This window comes from [Borrelia] turdi, from assembly GCF_030439285.2.
Taxonomy (GTDB): domain Bacteria; phylum Spirochaetota; class Spirochaetia; order Borreliales; family Borreliaceae; genus Borreliella; species Borreliella turdi.
The window spans coordinates 1-21361 of the sequence record NZ_CP179620.1 but is presented as its reverse complement, the minus strand read 5'-3'; the positions used below and the strand labels follow the sequence as shown (position 1 = coordinate 21361).

Genomic DNA, 21361 nt, shown 5'->3' with positions numbered 1-21361 from the left:
TTAATAATATCAAAATACATATTCTAAATCAATAGGTTTGTTTTTTTATTTTCCTTATTTTTTCATACTCTATTATAAGCTCAGATAAAATATCTTTCTTGTCTTTATAAATTTTTTCAATAATAAAATACAATCTTTTAGTATCTTGTTTACAAAAATTAAACAATTCCTTATCTTTTACTAAAATTCTAATAGGAACACTTTTGTTAACGTCCTTAAATTCACTATCATTATCTTCGTTTAAAAAATTTTTATCTTCTATATCTCTTAGTATAGCCTTAAACCCCACTTCCTTTATTTTACTAATAGATACTTTACCTTCTAAAACTTTTTGATAGATTTTTAAATATCTATAAGCTTGACTTTTAGCAACTTCAAAAGATTTTATAAAATCACTAAAACGGACAAAACCATCATATTTATATAATTCTTTTTGTTTAATTTCATATAATATTTTCATTCTTTGAATTTTATTATTAATATCATCTTTTAGGTTATATTTAAGCTGCTCTTTTAAATTGTTATAATTTGCCAATTCTTTGTCTTGATTCTCATTTAAATTTATCTCTTCTTTATGATTTCCAAAACGATTGCTAAATAATTCTTTTTTATAGTTTTCTTTCATTCCAAATCTCCTTTAATATTCCCCCGGGGGAATATTAAAAAATGTTATAAGTTTAAAATATTTTTTAATACACTTTTTGCTTCTTTATAATATTCACTCTTTAAATCTGGTTTTAAGCGATTTATTATAAAAGCCTTTATACTATTATAATAATGAATTTTGCCTTTTATATAATTGCCATATCGTTTATATAAGGCATCTTCAACCTCTTTAAGAATATTTCTATTTTTAATAAATTGATTGATAACAATTGAAATATTATAACTTTTATCTATAATTTTATGTATTAATATTTCTAGACTTTCTATTGACCATGTTTCAGGCTGGACTGGAATAATAATGTGATTTGTAATATTTAATGCATTTTTTAAAATAAAACTAAAACTAGGAGGTGTATCAAACAAAATATAATCAAAATTATAGCTTAAATCATTTTTAGCTAAACAAAATTTCAATAAACTTTCCTTATTGTCTATATCTTCATAATTAAATTCATCAAGAGAAGGATGTGATGGGATTATCGAAATATAATCATTAATCTTACTCACACATTGATCAAAATAAGCATCGCCTATTAACAAATTATAAATATTATTTTTATCAAAATTAAAAACATACTTTCTAAAATATGAAGTTAGAGCATTTTGTGAGTCCATATCAATAAGTAATACTTTTTTACCTAAATCTTTTAATACATAAGAAAAAAGTATTGATAATGTGCTTTTCCCTACACCTCCTTTAAGATTTGCTATTGTTATGATATTTGATTTTTCTCTATCCATTTATATATTACTCCTATATCTTCTAGCTTCTTGCTGTAAAATTTGTACACTGTATTTTCCATTTTTTTTATATGATCCAAATTAAAAATATAATAGTTAGTACTTTCTTTATCTTTTTTTCTTAATAACGTTCTAAGAGACTGAACATAACACCTAATAGAACCTTTACTAAATTTAAACTCCAAATAATAAAGTTTTTTTATCACATAAGATTTATTATCTTTTTTTAAAAAAAACGGCTTTTCTAATTTATCCCATCCATATTTTATTCCTAAGAATTTATTATCTTTTTTTTCTGAAAAAAGATTAAACGAATAATAATTTTTTATATTATCAAATTTTTGAAAAATCAAATTCAATTTATTTTTTTTATTATTAATTTTAAATTTTATTAGATGTTTAAAAATTTTTGTATAATATATTTTCTTGTTATTTATTTCTTCAACTCTAAAAAAAGCAGTTTTTTCTTTCGTTTCTTTATTTTTATTTTTATTATGTTCTAGTTTTTTTTTATTGATTATTTCTTTATTTTTTGCTTTTAGTTTTTCTATTAAGTTCTTCAACTTAGAATTCCTTTTTTAAAATCCTATCTAAAATATTACTAGTTATGTGTTTTACATGCCCACTGAAATTGGGTTTCTTATCATTTGTTTTCCATTTAGAATTGTATAAGTCTTTAAATTCTCCCGCAAGTATGTAGAAGTCTGTTTTATAAGGAGCATGTTGTCTCATAAAATGAATTTTATTTTTATATTCTTTAAGTTTACTTATAAAAAAAGATAAAATATCTTCTTTTTTATAATCAAATGATAAATAACTAAAAAAATCTTTGCAATTATAAATTGTATTCTTATAAGTTTTTTCAGGATTTTTAGTATATTTTACTATATTTTTTATTTTGTTAGTTATTTCCAAGGATAATTTTAATTTTTTTTCTATAATATTTTTTTTAAAAATAGGTTTAATAGAATTCTTATTGTATATATTATTATGAGGTTTTATAAATACAGTGACATTTTTAGTGACAAGATTATCTTTTTCTTTTTTAACTTTTCTATAAAGGTCTACTTTAGTGTTGTTAAAATAATCATCAATTAACTTATATGCAATAGAGGATATTTTATATATACATAGCTTTCCTTTAAATCCTTTTAGGTTATTTGAAAATGTTAGTATTTTTTTCTTCATCGCTTTTATGTGTATTAAGAATCTTAAGTCTTCTCTTAAGGTTCTTAATACAGTTAGTTTATAACCTTCTTTACTTATATTTGAGTTTAGAACTCTAAGTATATCTCCTTGAGAATGAGGATGAAGTTCTTTTAGTTTTTCATAGTTAAAATGAATTCTATGTATTGAAACATTATATTTATTTTCAAAACTTTTGTTTAAGTAATTAATTACTGAAATAACTTTTTTAAGTCTAGAGTCTCTTGAAAGCAGTCTATTAGATTTTTTAGTATTAGCTTTGTGGCTTTGGTTAAATAAATTTAATTTCATCTTAATCTCCTATTCACTCGTATTAATAAGCATTATTATATATAAAATAATATTAAATTTCAATCCGCATATGTTTTTAAAACATTATAATAGAATACTAATTATTCTAGATAATAGTATACTTAAGAATAAATATAAAGGAATATAAAATTTTTTATATGAATTTTTATATCTTAATTAATAACTTTGCTAATTTAATTAGCGTTCTCTTAATAGGTCATAAGTTTGGATGGAGTTAAATACAATAATGGAAGAGCAAATTAAAATTAAATTTTATTAAGCTAAAATTAACTGGTACAAAGTTTTCTTTATATATGGAAAAATTTTCAAAAATTCTTGATTTTTTTATATATGATAGTAACCATATAAGTATAAAGTTAAATTTTTGGATCATATTTAATAAATGACTGTTTAGGTATTATAAGGGCTCTATATTTTTAATTTAAAGATTAAAGTTATTTGGAATATATGATTCTAATCGGCATTAGATTCTAATATCTCTAAAAAATATTGTTGTTGTTTTTTGTTTATAGAAAATATTGAAAAGAAGATTTTAAAGTAAAAAGGCTAAAAAACAGTAATAATTTCAAAAAATATTTGCAACAATTACATTACAAGTTTAAAATTAAAATATATGTTAAGTAAAAATCTGAAAATGATCCCTGTTTATAAAATATTTATAATCGGTTATTTCTACAAGCTAAGAAATTTAAGAAACTAAAGAATCAAGCTACTATAATAATTTTAAATATGTTAGGAAGAGTTAATATGATAAAATTCTATAAAACCCATATATTAAAGATTCATGCTATAAAGGAATATGAAGATGTCACTATTAAATTGGGCAGAGAATATTCATTATTTAGAAAACTATATGGTGAAAATAAAACGCTTGAAGATTGGTTGGAATATACAAAAAAAGAAGAAAATCAAAAAATTAAAGAATTTGCAAATAAATTTATCCAAAAAATAAAACCTAGAAATATATCTTAGCACCACAGATGAAATAATAGCTTCTTACCTTAGCAAGGGTTGGGACTTTTCAACTTAATTAAAAGGTTTTTATTAAAAATTTATAATAACTAAACATTAATTTTTTTGTATTTTAGTCTTATCGATTCTGTCTAAATCCTTTTTTTGAAGTAGAATTTTTTTCTACTTAAGTATTATAAGATTTTATATACTTTTAATATATTTTCTATTTCTTTTTTGCAGGTGATTCCATGTTGAAGAGAATTAATTGTTTTTTTATATTTTTTATGCAGGTATTTGCATGATCTATTGATTCTTTTGCTAATTTTTTGACATACTCCTTTTAAATTCTTATAAAACCCCCCTCAGTTAATATAATATTCTTTTCTATTTTCATTAAGTATTCTTCTATGTTCTATGAATGAATTGTACAAGTTTGTCCTTAGCGTGCTGCAGCATATTATCGTTAGCTGAATAACAAATTTGATAATATTGTATGATATTTATTTTTTAATATCAAAAATTGCATTGGTTAAGCTATTTTTACGATTAGCAGTACTAATAATCAAAATAGCTTTTTAATTTCCTCAAAAGATTTTTCTCATAATTTTCTTTTATAAGCTCTTCTAAGTTATCTTTGATTTTTTCTTCTGTAGGTAATTGATCCGAGATTTTATGTTCTGGCAAATTATTTTTTGGTTTACCTGTTCTTAGTATATTGACTCTATTTTTCCAGTTTTCTTTTTGTTTATAAAATGAAACACTGTCCTTGTCTTTTCTATTCCTTATAACAGTTCTTTCTATAATAAGAAGGTTTTCAAGGAGTTTAGTATGGTTATATAGACTAATTCGCTTTATTGGTTTTTTATCCCTAGTACTTTAGCTTGTTTTTGTTAAACTTAATTTTTCTTGAGTTATTAACAAAAACTAGCTATAATGCTCTTATAATGAATATAAAGCGTGCTTAAGAAGAATATGAGCTTTTATTTAAAGTTAAAGATAATGATGGACATTATTTAAAAGATACTGAAATTGCTCGTATTTTAAAAGTATCTACATTTGCAGTTTGTTATGCTCGTAAAAAATGGAGAGCAAAAAGTAATACGCTAAATAAAAACTATGAAGTTATAAAAAATGAAAGTAATGAGTCTGATAAAATTACTTTATCAAATAATTCCTTCAAATATTTAATGTAAAAAGTATTAGAAAGTTCTGTAAAACTGAAATACTCTAGAAATATATTTTATAACTATTACTACAAATCTGGGATTTCTTTAGCTAAAGATTAATTTTCTATATTAAAGCTAAAAGAAAATAATTTAGAAAAAATAGAAGAAAAGGAAAAGGAATGTGAATAGTTAATTTAGGCTATAAGGAGCAAAGTATAGATTTAAAGGCCGAAATTCTTAATAAAATGAAAAATTTTGCATTTTTAGAAAAAACTAATTTAATTTAAAAGAGATATTTCTAAGAAATTAAGAAACTAAAAATTAAATAAACTGGGTTGTTCTAAATCTCTAAGTTTTTTTTATATTTATTTAGTTTTATAATACTGGGCATTAAAAACTTATCTTGTTCTTTTTGAGATTTATATTCTTTTGCTCTATGAAGTTTAATATTAAATTTTTCAATTATTATTTTACTTATAATTTCCTTTTTCTTAAATTTTTTCACTTTTCATTAAACTAATTATATAGCAAAAACTATGTTTAAAACTAATAAAAACATATAATTTTAATTATTAGAAACTAAAATAACTAATATAAAAGGAAATATAATGCAAGAAAGTAGACCTATTACAATAATAATGGCAAGTTTAAAAGGTGGTGTAGGTAAAAGTACATTAACAACACTTTTTTCTTATATACTTAAAAATTTAGGTGAAAAAGTACTCTTAATTGATCTTGATTCACAGAACTCATTAACTTCTTGTTTTTATAAATATGTATTCAATATTGAGAAAAATAATGTGTATAAAGTGCTAAGAGGTGAAATTTATTTTGATCAGTGTATTAACAAAATTAATGATAATATGTCTTTAATACCATCTCATTCCGATTTAGATAATTTCAATTTTGAAAATATAAAAAATAAAGAAATTATTTTAAAAAATATTTTAGATAAAAAAATATAAATTTTAACTGTATTTTACTTGATACTTCACCTAAGTTTGATTTTGTTTTTAAAAATGCTCTTTATATTACAAACCATATAATAATTCCAATTCAAGTTGAAAGGCTTTCAATAGAGAGTTTAAGAATTTTAATAGAAAAAATTGTAAACGAGAATATGGGTAAAAACTATAATATTTCTATTGTAGAGAATCAGTTTATTAAACGTAGAAATACCATAATGGATTTTGAAAGCGTATCACATAAAGAATATAATAAATATATTAAAGGTAAAATTCATAATTTTAATAGTATATAAATTTTATGAATGAACTTTTAGAACCTTCTTTAAAAGAAAAATATTATAAAGAAGCTAGTTTGACTTTAAAAAATGTTCTTAATTTGGCTAATAATTTTATTTAAAGAAAAAAATGATATAAATTGTTGTTCCCCCGGGGGGACAGTTTGAGATATTGGTTTTTTATGAATAAGAAAAAAGTAAAAACAAAAATTATAACTTTAAATAACAGAAGTGGAAATTTTTTTAATAAGAATTTAATAGAAAGCATTTATCAAAAAGATAAAGAAGTTTTTATGAAACATGTATCCGAATATGAATCTTATAGAAAAGAAAAAAAAATATAAAAAAAGGAAATAGAATTATAAAATAATTAAACGCCGAGTGACATTTTTAATTTTTAGATAACAATTTAAGAATCATAAATTATAGATTTTAATAAAAGTTAATAATTCAAAAGGATAGTAAAACAAGATAATGAAAATTGATAATATCAAGACAAATGATCCAAACATATCTCTTTATAAGGATTTATCAAAAGAATTTATAAAAAAAGAAGATATTAATAAAGTAAAAAGCTTTTTTCTTTTTTTAAAAAGTAAAATTCAAACTATAGATGATGTTTCAGCAGAAGCAAATGTAGAGTCTACCTTAAGAGATATATTTAAAGAGTTAACTTATTCAGTTGAACAACAGAAAAGTGTAAACATATATGGAAAGCAATCTAGACTAGATATATTACTTTTTGAAAATGATGAATATAGACATAAGTTTAATGAAGCATCAGAAAAAGCCAAGAAAAATAAAGATATACATATTTTAGCTGAAAGTATTTTACTTATAGTTGAAGTTAAGAAACCATCTTTTGAGTTTTCTAATAAAGTAAAATTAAAAGAAGCAGAAGAACAATTATATGAATACTTAAATCAATATCAAAAACATTATGGAATACTTTCAAATGGGGCAATATGGAGAATATATGATAAATCAAAGGTATTTTATGGTGATAGAAAATACATTGAATTTAATCTAATTGAAATTGATTATGATTACAAAGAACAAGAATGGTTTGCTCTATTTCTTTATCTAATAAGAAAAGAAAGATATTTAAAAACAAGTAATATTATAGAACTTGAAAAAGAACAAATAGCTAAAGAGAAAGAGATAATTAAAAAATCTCTAAGAGAGATACTTTATGAAAAACCAGACAACTCTATAGTATTTAAGATTGCAAAAAATATATATGACAAAGAATTTAAGACTTCTGATAAAGTAATTACTAAATTTGACTTAGACGAGATACTTAAAGAATCAATTATCTTTGTTTTAAGAATATTTTTTATTGCATATATTGAAGATAATGACATATTTAAGAAAATATTAGAAGAAAATAAACTATATAGATCTTCTATATCTTTTAGATATTTTTTTCATGATAAAGATACAAAAAATAAATTAGAGTATAAAAAAATAATAACAATTTTTAATTTACTTGATAAAGGAAGTGATTTAATAAAGTTTCCTGTATTCAATGGGGGATTATTTTCAGGAGATAAAGTTAAATATTTAAATAATGAGAAATTACTAAGTATTAGTGAACTTGAGGAAATACTAGTTAAAATACTATTTTTTGAGGAAAAAAATATTGAAGATAAAAAATTTGTAGAGTATTCAAAGCTTGAACCAAAAAGTTTTGGAGAGCTATACGAAACTTTACTTGAATATGACCTTAGAATTGCAGATGATACAGTTCATCGCGTTTTTAAAGACGGGATTTATCTTATTTATACTGATGAAGATCTAAAAACAAATAAAATAGATAAAATTGCTACATATTTTAAAAATAATATTTACCTTACATCAAGATCACTTGATAGAAAGAAAAGTGGAGCATATTATACCCCAGAAGACTTAACTGATTTTATGGTTGCATCATCAATTGAAGAGCAACTTAAAACTAAATCACCTTTAGATATAAAAATAATTGATAACTCCTGTGGATCAGGTCATTTTTTAATTTCTTGTCTAGATTACTTAACAGAAAAAGTATGGTATGAGCTTGATAAATTTGAAGACGTAAAGGAAAGTTTAGAAAAAGAATATGAAATTATTATTAAAGAAAGTGAAGAATACGGCGTTCAGGATACTATAAGTAAAGAATTAGTACTTAAAAGAATGCTACTAAAAAAGTGTATTTATGGAGTAGATATTAATCCCATTTCAGTTGAAATTACTATGTTAAGTTTGTGGATTAATACCTTTATTTTTGGAACACCACTAAGCTTTATTGAGCATCATATAAAAGTAGGAAATGCTCTGCTTGGATATACTAAAGATGAATTTTTTAGTGTTACAGAAAAGAGATTTCAAGCTGGATATTCTTTATTTAAAAAAAGAATTGAAGAAATTACAACTATTTTAAAAGATAATTATCAAAAAATTAAAGGTATTAATGATACTACCAAAGAAGATATAGAAGAGTCTAAAGCAATATATAGTGAATATGATAAAAGTAAAAATACAGATAATTTAAGAATAATATTTTCTTTAATTAAGCTTTATGCACTGTCTTTTAATAAATCTTTAAAATTTAAAGAAAATATAGAACTTAGTAGTACTCCTTATGTGACCGATTTAATCGAGCATATTATAAACAATAAAACTTCTAGTGAAGATGAAGAAAATATAGAGAAAATTAAAAAAATAAGCACTTATTATAAATTTTTTCACTATGGAATTGAGTTTCCTGATGCAAAAGATGGATTTGATATTGTAATTGGAAATCCTCCATGGGAGAAAACTAAGTTTGACGAATCTGAATTTTTCTCAAAACATATTCCAAGTTACAGAAAACTAAGCATATCGGAACAAAATAAAAGAAAAGAGGAAATACTAAGAGATAATCATCCTTTAAAACTTCAGTACAATGAAGAAAAAAATAGTATAACTACCATTAATGATATTTATAAAAGTAATTTTAAAAAATTTACCAGTGGTGGTGATCCAAATCTTTTTAGGTATTTTATTGCATTTAATTTAAGATTAATAAAAGAAAAAGGTAATTTGACTTATCTAACTCCCGCATCTCTTTGGGGTGAATCTAGTTCAAAAGCACTAAGAAAACATATATTTAGCAAGTATAAACTTAATTATATTTACCAATTTCAAAATCAAAAAAGATTTAAAGATGTGGTATCACTTTTTAAATTTGCAATATTTCAGATTAGTAATAACAAAACTTCTACATCTAATTTTAAAGTAAAATTTATGATTCAGGGCAATGATAATATTATTAAAGAAATAACTAGTGATTTAAAAGATGGAAAAGACAATCCTTATAAAGGAATTGAGCTAAATGTAGATCAAATTAAGAAACTATCTCCTATAGAGGAATCAATAATAGAATTTAGAGATAATGATGAGCTTAAGTTTATTAATAAAATGTTTAGTAAGTTTAGCACTATTAGTGAAGAATATATTGATTTTAAACAAGGATTAAATCCTACAATAAATAAAATATTTCTAAAAGAATATAATAATGGTAATTTTATATTTCTTTATTCTGGAGCTAATATACATCAGTTTAATTCTAGATTTTTTAAAAATAAAAATGCAAGAGAAAATTCTAAACTCTTATGGATAGATAAATCAGATTTAGAAAAAGCACTAACTAAAGATGATAGGTATCAAACCGAAAGAATAATATATAGAAGAATTGCAAGAAATACAGACGAAAGAACTATGATTAGCACACTTTCTCCTAAAAACTCATACTGTGTAAATTCAATATTTATAAATTATGGAAAAACACCAATATCTATTTATAAAAAATTATTTATTATTTCTATTTTTAATTCATTTGCATTTGATTATTTAATCAGAAGATTTGTTTTAAGTATCGATATTGTAAAATCATGTCTCTATCAATGCCCTATGCCGCAACCTGGAGAAGAAGAAATTTTAAGTAATCCTTTATATTTAAATCTTGTAAAAAATACTTCTTTACTAATAGCCAAAAATGATCCTGATAATTTTTCTAATTTACTTTATTTAGAACATTTTAAGTTTAGCAAAGAAAAAGTTAATAAAATACTAAGCTTAGACACAGAAGATGAATTTTTTAAAGGAAAAGAAAATGAAAATAATTTTATTGTAGCCAGTCTTTATTCGCTAACTAAAGAAGATTTTAGTATTTTGCTTAATGACTTTAAAGTATTAAAAAACAAAAAAGAAGAAGATTATATTCTTAATTTAGTAAAAGGATATGAAAATTATTTAAGAAAAAATTAAACTAAATCGAATTTAACAAAATTTAACAATTATCTTAACTTGTTAAGTTTAAAAACTTAAGTTTCTTATTATATAAATTTACTTTAGAAGACTAAAGAATGTTAAATTTTTAATAGAATTATGTAATACTTCTTTTATTCGTTTGTTATTAACAAAGTCAAAACTTCGTATATTAAAGTAAAGAGATACAGAATCTTTGCTATTTACTATTAAGTTATGTTTTTTAGTTTTTAAATTGTTTACATCTTTATAAAAAAATATTTTATTATTTGCAGCATAAAACTTTGTATCATGCTGAAAGTTAATAGAAGATAAAAATTCAAATTCAGTTCCTTTAAAGCTAAAGTTTTTAATACTGAAGTCTTAATTAAAGGCAAAAGATTTTTATACCTTTAATTAAAAGGTTAATTAAAAAAGTTAGACCTGTCTTAATAAAAAGACAGGCCACATTATTACAATTTTAATAGATAACTTAAATGATCTCTATTAAGAGTATGTTATTTTTTAGTTTTTTTACTTCTTTGTCTATTTTTATAATTTGGTTTTTATATTATAATAATTCAATATTAATCTAATATTATAATGTTTTTTTTTAAAAATTACTTTTATAAGCTTGCTAGAAAATGAAAATAATGGAGTTAAAATAGCTATTGCTAAAACACTTTTTAATAATCTATTTAATCTATCTTTTCTGGAATTATTGAATCATAAAATAGATTTTTTACTAAAAGTTATTAGTATTCTTTTTTCATCCAACTTTAAAACTCCTGTATTTAAATAATAATTTATTTGATTGTGTAAGTTTCTGGTTTATAGGTAAAATATTGGACTCATGGTCATAAATATTGCCATTTTTATTTTTTTGCCAATAGTTTGAGAAAGCTCATCTACTATTTATTTAATTAAACTATTTAAGATTTTCTATTCTTTGTTACAAATTGAAAAGCATCCATTATTTTTATAAAAAATTATAAACCCATTAACCCAACTTTACCATAAAAAGTGAAAACAAATAGTAATTATAAATGTAATAAAAATTCAGGTTGTTTTTTGATTGGTAAACACAGTTTATAGCAGTTTTTTAATTTTTAGAACTTTTTTTTAAATTACTAAAGAAAGCGAATTTGCAAATAAAATCATATGCAGTGAAAGCAAATTTGGTATTTTAATAATATTGGCATATAATGGTGCTACATATCTGAAATTATAGGAGGAGACATGTGGGTAATAAAATTTTCTATATTTTAGTAGTGGTTTTAATTTTAATGGTTGGCTATGATTGGGATAATATTAAAGACAAAAGTATGGAAATTTCTGAGCTATTAGGAAAGGATAAGGATAAGACTAAAAATCAGAACAGAATAGAATTGGGTGAAAATAATTCTTCTTTATCTAAAAACAATATGTATGTTGTAGAAATAGATATTGCTAGTTTAGAACGTTCAAGAGTGGATTTAATTAATTATCCACAACAAGTTAATGAGCCTGTAATCTCAAATGATAATAAGGATGTAGATGGGGATATAAAACCTGAAAAAAAGAAGAATCTGTAGGACTACCACCTTTAGAACCTGTAGGAGCAGCTGAGAGGGCATCAAATAATGAAGTTAAAATGCCAAATATTTTAATCCATAAAAACCAAAAAAAAGAGATAAAAAAAGAGGATTTAATTCCTTTTCCCAAAGAAGAAAAAAGCGCAGATAAAGCAATTAAAGAAATAAAAAATCTTCTTGGCAGCTTTAGGGGGTTTTCTAAGTTAATTGAGGATATATGTGTACTGAGAAATGAATATGATTTAATAAGAAATGATTTCCATGTGGTTATGACTAAGATTCAAGAGAAAAGAACATCACTAATGAAAAATTTTAATGAAAATAAAGCTAACATAAGGGAACTAGTAAGATTGCAAAATGATTTAAATATAAAGGGGGGGAGGACTTGATGAATTTATAGTTAACATTGATGCTGCAGATCAAGGAATTAAATCCGCATTTTACTTTTTTGATGAAGCTCAGAAAAGTTTAAAAGAAGGTATTATTAAAAGATTGGAGAGTGAGAATAATAAATTTGATTCATCACGATTATCTAAACATGCTCTAAATAAAGCAGAAGATGCTTTATTTAGTTTAAAATCTTCTTCTTCTAAAAAAAATTGAAGCAATGGGGAAACAGAAAATTATAAAAAAACTTATTCAAAATGCAAAAACTATTTTGAGTAAGTTTTAAATAAGAAAACTTATAAAGAAAAGATATTAATATTTAAAAAGAGTCTTCTTTAAAAGAAGACTCTTTTATATTAGAATTCATGCATAGCATATGCTAATACATAGTGATAGTTATAAATCCTTTTCAACACTTCAAAAAATGTTTATTAAAAAGAAAAATTTAGATAAGATAGATTAGCCCCCCGATCTTTTTAATCTAAGCCGATGAATTTAGATTAAATAATCTCTATAATATAGATCATTTCAATTAATTATAGAATACCAATTCATAAAAATTCTTTTTGAATTCCTTCTAATAGCTTTTTAGCTTCTTTTTTATCTGAGCAGCTATATTTAAAGTAGGTAGCTGCATTTTCTAAATAACTAAAAGATTGTTCTGCATTATATTTTGCCTCCTTAGCAAAAGTATCCGCTTGATACTTGTCCTTCCAACTAGCAGACCCACCAATTTAACCTTGATTTCTACTCTCATTATCATACCTTTTTTCAATTACCCGAATTTATTTTTCTATAGACTCTTTTAAAAGAGAATTTGCATTATCCTAGCTATTATCTAGTTTGCTGTTCAAAATAATGGTGATAAATCAAGGTAGGTTATAGAAAAAAATAGAATTATAAAAGCTAGCTTAAATAAATTCATTAATAAATAATGTGTTTGAGAGTGAAGTTTTAATTTCTGCTTGAGTATTAGTGATGTAAAACTTTATAAGTTTTTATATTTATAATTTGTAATTGTAAATATTTATATTCAAATAAAATCTTTTAATGTTATTAATAATAAAATACCAATAATGGTATCGATAAAATTCTCATAAAGGCTATTTTATAAATAAAGGAATTAGGTTCGTTGTTGGTCAAAACCTTTATTTAATATAGCCAAAACTTAATTGAGTTATTTAGGACTTGACTTTCTTATAAATAGTATGAAGCTTATCAATAGCTATAATCATATTCTCTACTTCGCTTCCTTTTTTATTGCCGGCAAACATTTTTGCTCTTTTAAACCCCCAATCTTCAAATCCACTATATGTCATTCCAGAAATAGGCCCTACAATAACATCAACAGCATTGTCTCCTTTGTTTCCATTAGCATACTGCTTAGCAGCAATATAGAACTCGTTAATAGCTTGCTTAAATTCGTTACAAGATAAGCTAGACGTTACAGCAACAAAAGCATCAGCATAAGATAGGCAAGCTGTTTCAATAGTTTTTGTAATAATAGGAAGAATACCCCTAATTGTTTTTAAATGGTCAATGTTTTTTTCTTTTGTATTTTTATCAGCACTTTGGGTCTCTGCATAATCTTTCACTGTATTTATTTCATTTTCAGTTTTACTAGCTTGTTCTATAGCTTCCTTATACTTATTTATTGCCTCTTCTAAAGTGCTATTCTTATAACTAGAAACAGCACTCTTTAGCATTTTGCTAAGCTTAGAATACTCTTCTTCTAACTTATTTTTTGCTAGTTCATCAATAGCTTTTTTACGCTCTTCAGAAGGTCTTTTGCTAAAACACCCAATACTATAATCACCACAACTCCCATAGGTAGAAATGGTACCATAAGATCCTGTATATTTATTATAAATAGAATCTAGACTAGATTGATATGTTCTAGTTTTGCTAAAAAAATCCACAAGCTTCTTATTGTCTTCTTCAGTTAATTTATCTATAGTTTCTTGCTTTTCTTCACCATTAGAGGAGATATCAGCAAGCATTTCAGGGACACTCTTGTGTTTTTTAGCTTCGATAGTAGTATCACTTGTATTTTTCTCTTGCTTGCTGCTTGAAGAAGTAGCTATTTTTGAATTACTAATCTTGTTAGCAGTACCAAGCAAAGGAGGCGGTGCTTCTTTTTTTACACTGGAATTTCCAAAAAACTTGCAGGACGCAAACAATATCGTTGTTAGCAGTAAAATGCGTATATTGCTTCTTATAGTCATTAATACCCCCTTCTTTTCTTTTTTTTTAGTTGTTCATTATCCCAAATATTATTTTATTATAAAGCAAATGTTTTATTATAAAGCAAATATAGAGTAGAGACAATAATTTTAAATTATTTTTATTTGTCACACTTTTTTAAAACTGTACTTTTGTTATTTATTAACATAACGTATGGAAGAAATAAAAAGATTTTTATTTGTACTTTTTAGTGGGTAATATGCTAATGTAAGGTGAAGAACGTTATTAACGTTCTTCACCTTACTATTATAAAGGAGGGGTTTTGATAAAGTTGTATTTTACATGCCATGTTTGAGTAAACCAAATATACGATATTCCCTCTATATATTTATATAGGGGATGGGTGTGAAATTTGATACGGATGAAGTTGATGAAATAGGGTTTGGAAAAGCAAGATTATCTATATTCTTTTGAAAAATGGAATATATCATTTTATCTTGCTGCAAATATTTCTTTTAATTTCATTTTCAATGAAGTTTCTTATAATTACTATTCTATTTTTCCAAATATAGATATTCATTTTATAAAATGAAAACGTCTCATTTTATTACCTAAACTTTTAGAAAAAGAAACTATCAAATTCATTTTTATAGGTTTTGTAATGTCTTTTTGAATTATTCTTTTAGTGAACGATTTAATGTTGTTTTTTCCCAGTATCGAATTAACACCAGTTAATATGTCTCTAAGTTGATATGTTTTTCTTTTTTTGTATATACTCATTATATTGTGCTTTTAAAAACCATGATACTTTGAATAGTCTTTGATATTCGATTTCTTTTTTAGCAATGTGGGACTAAGTCTACGTCTACAATTAGAAAGTTTTTTTAAATTTGATTTTTTTTAAACTCATTTAGAAATTTTTAAAAAAATATAATTTTTTAAATTATTGACATTTTTTGTTTTATTTACCAAAATGTTAACTTGATTATTATCATAATAAAAAGGCTCCTTTTTTTCTTTTTCATAAAATAAGGATGTTTTTTTTCTTTTAAATGTTAAGTATGAATCTATCCATTATTAGGAATGTTTTGTAGTTTTGGCTAAAATAGGCTTTTTAAATATAAATAATGAAAACCAATAATATTACAAAAAAAATGAAATATTGGTAAGGGAAAAAGCTTTTTTTGTAAAAAACAAACTTTCTTAAATGTATTGTAATTCTAAGAATACAAATGAAGAGTCTTTATTAGATCTATAGTTTATGAACTAAATTGTTCAGTAAAATAGCGTCAAAGTAGAGAAATGGATGAATAGCAATTTAGAGTAGATATTTTATATTTCAAAAGACAAGTAATTTAATAGAAGTTGAAGAAGAACAAATATCTAAAGAAAAAAAGATAGCCTAAAAAAACTTAAGGCTATACTTTATGAGAACCCCGATGATTCTATAGTATTTAGAATAACGAAAAATATATACAATAAAAAATTTAAAGTCTTGGGGCAAAAAAATTACTCAACATATTTTAGCCAACATTTTTGAAGAATCAATTGTTTTTATTTTAAGGGTAATTTTTATTGCATATATTGAAAATGGACTTTATGCCATACTTTTTCTGTTAAATAATCTAAACAAAAAATTAAAAAATGCCCGAATACACAAGAATTATCAATAATTTTTATATCTAAGGTGAACCTTGACTTGTTTTTTTAAGTTGCTCCTCAATTAATGATGATGGTATCAGCTAGATAAATTTGAAAATGTAAAAAATTAGCTTTATAAATAATACAGCACTTTTTTAAAGAAATTAAAGAATGTGATTTTTTTTCTAAAAAGAATATAAAAGGGTTGATATTATTTTTATTTAGATTTTGGCTTCAAATTAAGAATAAAAATATAAATAGAAATATATCTTGATCATAAAGCTAAAGTTTTTTGAGTTTATATATGTTTATAGGTTTTCTTTCGGTTTTATCTAACTCTGTTTTTTGTGTACTTTAGATTCTAAAGTTTCTATTCTTTTCCCAAATTTTCCTAAGGTCTTTATTAAAAATCTTATTTTTGGTCTAGAAATTATTATTTTATTTATATCCAAGGAGTTTATATAAAGATCAGAAAAGTATTTTTAAACCTCCTTCTTCATCAATAGTAATGAAAATGCCATTTATCCCACTAATTAATCATTTTGTCTATTAGCATTTAAATTTTCTTTTTAAATAATAAAACACCTAATTAAGGGGGGGGGTATGGTTAGTAGAGTAGAGTTGGTGAAAATAAAAAAATGGAAGCTTATAAGTTTCTATCTGTGGAGCATGTAGGGGGTTTTAAAGATTTGCATCTTATTATAACTTGGCTAAGCTCCTAGTTTTAGTTTTATTTTAAAAAATGCATTAAATATTACAAATCACATTGTTATTCCAGTCCAGTCTGAAACATGGTCAATAATCTATTTTATCTATTCAATTTATTTTTTACAACAAAAAGGAAATAATGATTTAATATCTACTTAAAATACCAATATGAATTTGTTTTCCAAATAGGTAACACTTTTTTATAAAAAAAGTGTTACCTATAAAAATAAGGATAAAAATACATTTAATATCAATATTACAGAGAACGGTTAGTAATCTTAATAAAATGATATATGTTTATTTTGTATTTCATGATAATACAAAGAGAGGGGGGTTATATGAAAATATATTCTTATTTATTATTTATTATCATCTTTTCCTTAATATCTTGTAAGTTATGGTATTCAACAGAAAATAACGCTGCGGAAAATTCTGATGATATAGCTTCTGGGGTCGCAAATGTAAAAAGTATGTTTGAGTCTAAAGTGGAAATTAAGGCCTCAAACAAGGATAATTTCAAAGATATGGCTGAGAAGGTTAAAATTGCTGCTAGTGTATCTAAAGACAATGTGTTGAATAGTAAGGGGGGGGGTAAGGATACTAATAAAAAAATACCATTAAAAGATATTCCAACACTTGTTAGTGGTATTAAAAATTCATCTGAAAAGATAGATACAGTTTTAAAGTCATTAATGGCTTCAGGATATACTGCCTCAGAACCTCTTAAAGATAATATGAAAATAGGCATAGACAGTATATGTTTGCTAGAAAAAATATTAAAAATATCTAATGAAAATGGGAGTATTGCTCGTAATAATAATGATGAATATGGCGGTTTACTCGAAAAGGTTAATAAAGTAATAGAAGAATTTAAAAAGGAAAAAGGAGATTCGGTAGCGTTTTCTATTTTAAATAGCTCCAGAAAAGATATTGATGTTGTTAAGGAATGCATCAAGGATTTAATGGGAAAAGCAGAAAAATTTTTTGGTGGTAATAGGGGAGGGGATAGAAATGGTGTTAGCGAGTTACTAAAGGAGAGTGCTAATAGCGTTTCAGAAGGACAGTTTAATGAACCATTAAAATTACTTAGTGAAGCTGCTGCAGATATAGCAGAAGCATGTAAACGTCTTATTTATGATATATTTTAAAAATAAAATTTTTAATTAGTAATTTTATGTTTAAAGTATGCGGGTTTTATTGATATATACTTTATTTTTTAGCCTAAGGCATCTTAGGCTAAAAAAACATAATATCATACAAAGAGTACATCACAAGTAAACTAATAAAAGTGCATAAAATAGAAAAACTTTAAATGGCAAAAATACTAAAAATAAGCAATAATGAAAAAACTTATGTAAATGCATTAAGGAATTTAAACTCAGCAATAGAAAAATATAAAATTTAAAAATAAGTATAGTAAAAAAATATGGATGATGAACGGGAAAACTGATAAAATCAATGATTTTAACGAAATTTGGGAAAAAAGATTTAAAAAAACATCTTTATTATCTTTAAGTAAAAGTTTAAGGGGAAACTATCAAAATGACTATGTAAAAAGCAAAGAAAACATTTGCAATCATAATCAAGGAATAAATATATCTTTTTTCAATAATAAAGGTTTTAAAAAAAATAAGTAAAATAAAAGTTGACTAAAAAAAGCTATCACTTTACAAAAAGTGAAAACATTGGAACTTTATTTTAAAAAAGTAAAAAAAATATAGACAATACAAAAACTAGAAAATAAAACAAAAATGTTTAATAACTTAGAATTAAGAGTAATTATAATGAATTTTGCAATCAATTTTATAGCAAACTTAAAGATTTAGAATATGTAGTTTATAAATTTTATGATAGAGAAATGGAAAATTTCGAAGGCCCTTTTGCTATGTGGAACTTACAGAGGAAAAATCTTAAAAAATTAGGTAGAATTGGTCATTTTGAGAGTGTTTTAAAGTGATAAAATATTATGGAAAATATGATAACAAATATTGCTCAAGATCGAATTTACAAAGAGCTTCTTAAGCTAGAAATGGAGCAGTCAATAGCTTAAGATCTGTCAATAATATATTGTGAAAATAAGCTTATGTTTGAAGATTTAGATAGATTTATCTATTACAAGAGATGAACTTAATATGAAAATAAATAATCTAGATGCCAAAATAGATAATGTAGATAAATATTTATCCAAAATAGAGCTATGCAAAATAAAAAAACTCAAAATTTTTATAAAAATTTGGCCCCGATTTGTGTTAAAATGTACTTAGCGGACGAGTAAATTATGAAATCGGTATTGACGACAACAAATATTACTGAAGAGCAAATATATAAAGAATTCTTGCGACTAGGGATGGAGCAACTAATAGCGCAAGATTTGTCAAAAAGATATTATCACAATGAGCTTACATATAGAGATTTGGAAAATTTAGAAAAACAATTTGGTATAAAGTTTGAATATCTTGATTTTAAAATAGACACTTTGAAAAGTGAACTTAATGCCAAAATTGATACTGTAGAAAAAAATTTACAAAAAGATATAGCTAATTTAGACGCTAAAATTGATACTGTAGAAAAAAATTTACAAAGAGATATAGCTAATTTAGACGCTAAAATTGATACTGTAGAAAAAAATTTACAAAAAGATATAGCTAATTTAGACGCTAAAATTGATACTGTAGAAAAAAATTTGAAACAAAATCTTGACGAAAAACTAAAAATTAATAATCAATTTTTACTGGAAAAAATAGAAATTAATAATCAATTATTGTCTAAAAATCTTGACTCAAGCAACAGATTAATAACTATTATGTCAATAGTATTAGTACCTATTGCTATAGCTATTATAGGACCTTTTGTTTTGTCGCTAATTAATGGTTTTTTCAAACAGTAATTACTAGTAATTTTTTACTACAATTAATTAAGAAAAAAAATTTTAGATATAATTCTGTTTTGTAATTTACTAGAATTTTTACTCATATTTAGTTCAAGCTAGTCATATTACTACCCATAATATTCCTTGATTTTGTTGTAACATGTTTTTATGGGATAATTAAGTTTGTTATAATATATATATGATATTTAGCAAATTTTTTCTAAAATTAAAATCTTATAAGAATAGAGAAAACCCCCTTTACGAAATAAATCCTGAAGAATTCATTCTAATTAGTAAAAATCTTATGGAGACCTCCAGCACTGTCCACAAATTACTTGGAATTATTATGGCTTCTGGAATTCCATTATCTCATTTAAAAAATCTAAATACCAAAACCCCACACAACTTCAAATCCAATAGACTTTCTTACATACTGGACAACGGTTTGATGTTGAAAACATATTCTTTAGTCCCATCTAATGGAATTTCTAAATGCATTGAAAATCTAAACAAAAATGAACTGTTATCTATTGGTGCACGAAAAATTAATTATGTAGCAAAAAATATATTCGACTTCAATATAACTACTAAACAACTGAAAATTGCTCATTCTTTGATCGTAAAGTCTAAAGAAAAGCTAAAAGTTAGCAAATATACCAAAAATCCAGGAAACATCCGAATAACTGAAAATCCATGTATTCTAGATTTAGGCGAAAAACTCGACTACATTAATTTGTTTAAACCTGTGAAGCCTAATGAAAACAATCTAAATTACTACAAAAATAGTATGCACAAAAATACATATACTATTGCAAATTTGATTTCAAATTTTTTTTCTGGAAATGAGCCCCGCAAAAATTTGTATAATCTGAAATTGTACATTAATGCTAACCTAAGAAAATTAGGAATTTACAAAAGTACTAATAAATTACAAAAGCAAATTTTTTCTAAAATCTTTTTGGTTGATTGAAAATTTTTAACGCAACTATGGAAAATCAACTAAGTCAACTAATCAAATTAGAAACACTTATGTTTACAATAGAACAAACTAACAAACAATTTAGTCACTATCATCCAAAAAAAATTTTGGATGAATACAATCAAATAATCCAACATTTTGGTATATCTAAAGATACACTAAAATCCTTAGAAACTAATCTATCCAAATTAGAAGAAATAAAAGTCATAGCTATCTTTTACAGTAAAGATATATACAACAATGTTGTTGTATATACTTCTTTTTCGAAGAAATCTAAAAGCCAAACCGGTGACTTTTGGGGGATAAAAACTACTACTAAAAGGGGTCAATTTGTGGATTTTTGAAAACAGTGCAGGTTAAATATTAGACTAATAGGGTCTAATATTTAACTAATAGGAAGTAATGTCGGACTAATGGGTGTAATCTATGGACATTCAAACATATATACTAAACAATAATTATAAT

At 23.8% G+C, this 21361-nt stretch carries 18 protein-coding genes and 3 pseudogenes; 13 read left to right on the top strand and 8 right to left on the bottom strand.

What is annotated here, in order from left to right; genetic code table 11:
* Positions 1-28 precede the first annotated feature (28 nt).
* The 4 genes from QIA31_RS05065 to QIA31_RS05050 are packed head-to-tail and all read right to left on the bottom strand — an operon-like array spanning position 29 to position 2904.
* Entirely contained in the window at positions 29-625 is a 597-nt protein-coding gene (locus tag QIA31_RS05065; RefSeq protein ID WP_418905321.1) for a chromosome replication/partitioning protein, read from the bottom strand.
* Positions 626-669: 44 nt separating this feature from the next.
* Positions 670-1407 carry a ParA family protein gene (locus QIA31_RS05060; protein ID WP_418905320.1) on the bottom strand — a complete coding sequence of 246 codons (738 nt, stop codon included), beginning with the start codon at positions 1405-1407 and terminating at the stop codon, positions 670-672.
* Positions 1380-1970 (bottom strand): DUF226 domain-containing protein, encoded by a 591-nt coding sequence (locus QIA31_RS05055; protein ID WP_418905319.1) that lies wholly within the window; start codon positions 1968-1970, stop codon positions 1380-1382. Before QIA31_RS05055 ends, QIA31_RS05060 begins: the two co-directional genes overlap by 28 nt.
* Before the next feature lies 1 nt (position 1971).
* Complete coding sequence (locus tag QIA31_RS05050; RefSeq protein ID WP_418905318.1) at positions 1972-2904, bottom strand: plasmid maintenance protein; 933 nt, start codon at positions 2902-2904, stop codon at positions 1972-1974.
* Positions 2905-3672: 768 nt separating this feature from the next.
* Between QIA31_RS05050 and QIA31_RS05045 the strand changes: the two genes are divergently transcribed.
* A complete protein-coding gene (locus QIA31_RS05045) occupies positions 3673-3897 on the top strand; it encodes a hypothetical protein (RefSeq protein ID WP_418905317.1) in 225 nt (74 codons plus the stop codon).
* A 537-nt stretch (positions 3898-4434) separates the two neighbouring features.
* On the opposite strand, the gene QIA31_RS05040 is transcribed toward QIA31_RS05045, so the two are convergent.
* Both QIA31_RS05040 and QIA31_RS05035 read right to left on the bottom strand, forming a co-directional pair.
* A complete protein-coding gene (locus QIA31_RS05040) occupies positions 4435-4563 on the bottom strand; it encodes a hypothetical protein (protein WP_418905316.1) in 129 nt (42 codons plus the stop codon).
* Positions 4564-5385: 822 nt separating this feature from the next.
* Positions 5386-5550 (bottom strand): hypothetical protein, encoded by a 165-nt coding sequence (locus tag QIA31_RS05035; protein ID WP_418905315.1) that lies wholly within the window; start codon positions 5548-5550, stop codon positions 5386-5388.
* 103 nt (positions 5551-5653) lie between these two features.
* Between QIA31_RS05035 and QIA31_RS05030 the strand changes: the two are divergent.
* The 6 genes and pseudogenes from QIA31_RS05030 (at position 5654) to QIA31_RS05005 (ending at position 12731) form a co-directional block, all read left to right on the top strand.
* Positions 5654-6410, top strand: a pseudogene (locus tag QIA31_RS05030) (ParA family protein).
* Between the two features lie 42 nt (positions 6411-6452).
* Positions 6453-6632, top strand: a complete 180-nt coding sequence (locus tag QIA31_RS05025; RefSeq protein WP_418905314.1) for a hypothetical protein — start codon at positions 6453-6455, stop codon at positions 6630-6632.
* 130 nt (positions 6633-6762) lie between these two features.
* Entirely contained in the window at positions 6763-10575 is a 3813-nt protein-coding gene (locus QIA31_RS05020; protein WP_418905313.1) for an Eco57I restriction-modification methylase domain-containing protein, read from the top strand.
* 1220 nt (positions 10576-11795) lie between these two features.
* Positions 11796-12128: a hypothetical protein gene (locus QIA31_RS05015; protein ID WP_418905312.1), complete on the top strand. Its 333-nt coding sequence runs from the start codon at positions 11796-11798 to the stop codon at positions 12126-12128.
* Positions 12129-12145: 17 nt separating this feature from the next.
* Positions 12146-12517 (top strand): annotated as a pseudogene (locus QIA31_RS05010) (P12 family lipoprotein); the annotation flags it as partial.
* Positions 12518-12524: 7 nt separating this feature from the next.
* Positions 12525-12731 carry a P12 family lipoprotein gene (locus QIA31_RS05005; protein ID WP_418905330.1) on the top strand — a complete coding sequence of 69 codons (207 nt, stop codon included), beginning with the start codon at positions 12525-12527 and terminating at the stop codon, positions 12729-12731.
* Positions 12732-13696: 965 nt separating this feature from the next.
* On the opposite strand, the gene QIA31_RS05000 is transcribed toward QIA31_RS05005, so the two are convergent.
* Both QIA31_RS05000 and QIA31_RS04995 read right to left on the bottom strand, forming a co-directional pair.
* Positions 13697-14740: a hypothetical protein gene (locus tag QIA31_RS05000; protein ID WP_418905311.1), complete on the bottom strand. Its 1044-nt coding sequence runs from the start codon at positions 14738-14740 to the stop codon at positions 13697-13699.
* Positions 14741-15275: 535 nt separating this feature from the next.
* Positions 15276-15479: a hypothetical protein gene (locus QIA31_RS04995; RefSeq protein WP_418905310.1), complete on the bottom strand. Its 204-nt coding sequence runs from the start codon at positions 15477-15479 to the stop codon at positions 15276-15278.
* Between the two features lie 554 nt (positions 15480-16033).
* Between QIA31_RS04995 and QIA31_RS04990 the strand changes: the two are divergent.
* The 6 genes and pseudogenes from QIA31_RS04990 to QIA31_RS04965 form a co-directional block, all read left to right on the top strand.
* Positions 16034-16291: pseudogene (locus tag QIA31_RS04990) on the top strand (hypothetical protein); the annotation flags it as partial.
* Positions 16292-17386: 1095 nt separating this feature from the next.
* Positions 17387-18196 (top strand): hypothetical protein, encoded by an 810-nt coding sequence (locus tag QIA31_RS04985; protein ID WP_418905309.1) that lies wholly within the window; start codon positions 17387-17389, stop codon positions 18194-18196.
* Positions 18197-18481: 285 nt separating this feature from the next.
* On the top strand, positions 18482-18685 hold the full coding sequence (locus tag QIA31_RS04980) for a hypothetical protein (protein ID WP_418905308.1): 204 nt from the start codon (positions 18482-18484) through the stop codon (positions 18683-18685).
* Positions 18686-19326: 641 nt separating this feature from the next.
* Positions 19327-19935, top strand: coding sequence for a Bdr family repetitive protein (gene bdr, locus QIA31_RS04975; RefSeq protein WP_418905307.1), 609 nt, complete (start codon positions 19327-19329; stop codon positions 19933-19935).
* A gap of 181 nt (positions 19936-20116) precedes the next feature.
* On the top strand, positions 20117-20887 hold the full coding sequence (locus QIA31_RS04970; protein WP_418905306.1) for a hypothetical protein: 771 nt from the start codon (positions 20117-20119) through the stop codon (positions 20885-20887).
* Between the two features lie 17 nt (positions 20888-20904).
* Positions 20905-21240 (top strand): hypothetical protein, encoded by a 336-nt coding sequence (locus QIA31_RS04965; RefSeq protein ID WP_418905305.1) that lies wholly within the window; start codon positions 20905-20907, stop codon positions 21238-21240.
* The last annotated feature ends 121 nt before the right edge of the window (positions 21241-21361 follow it).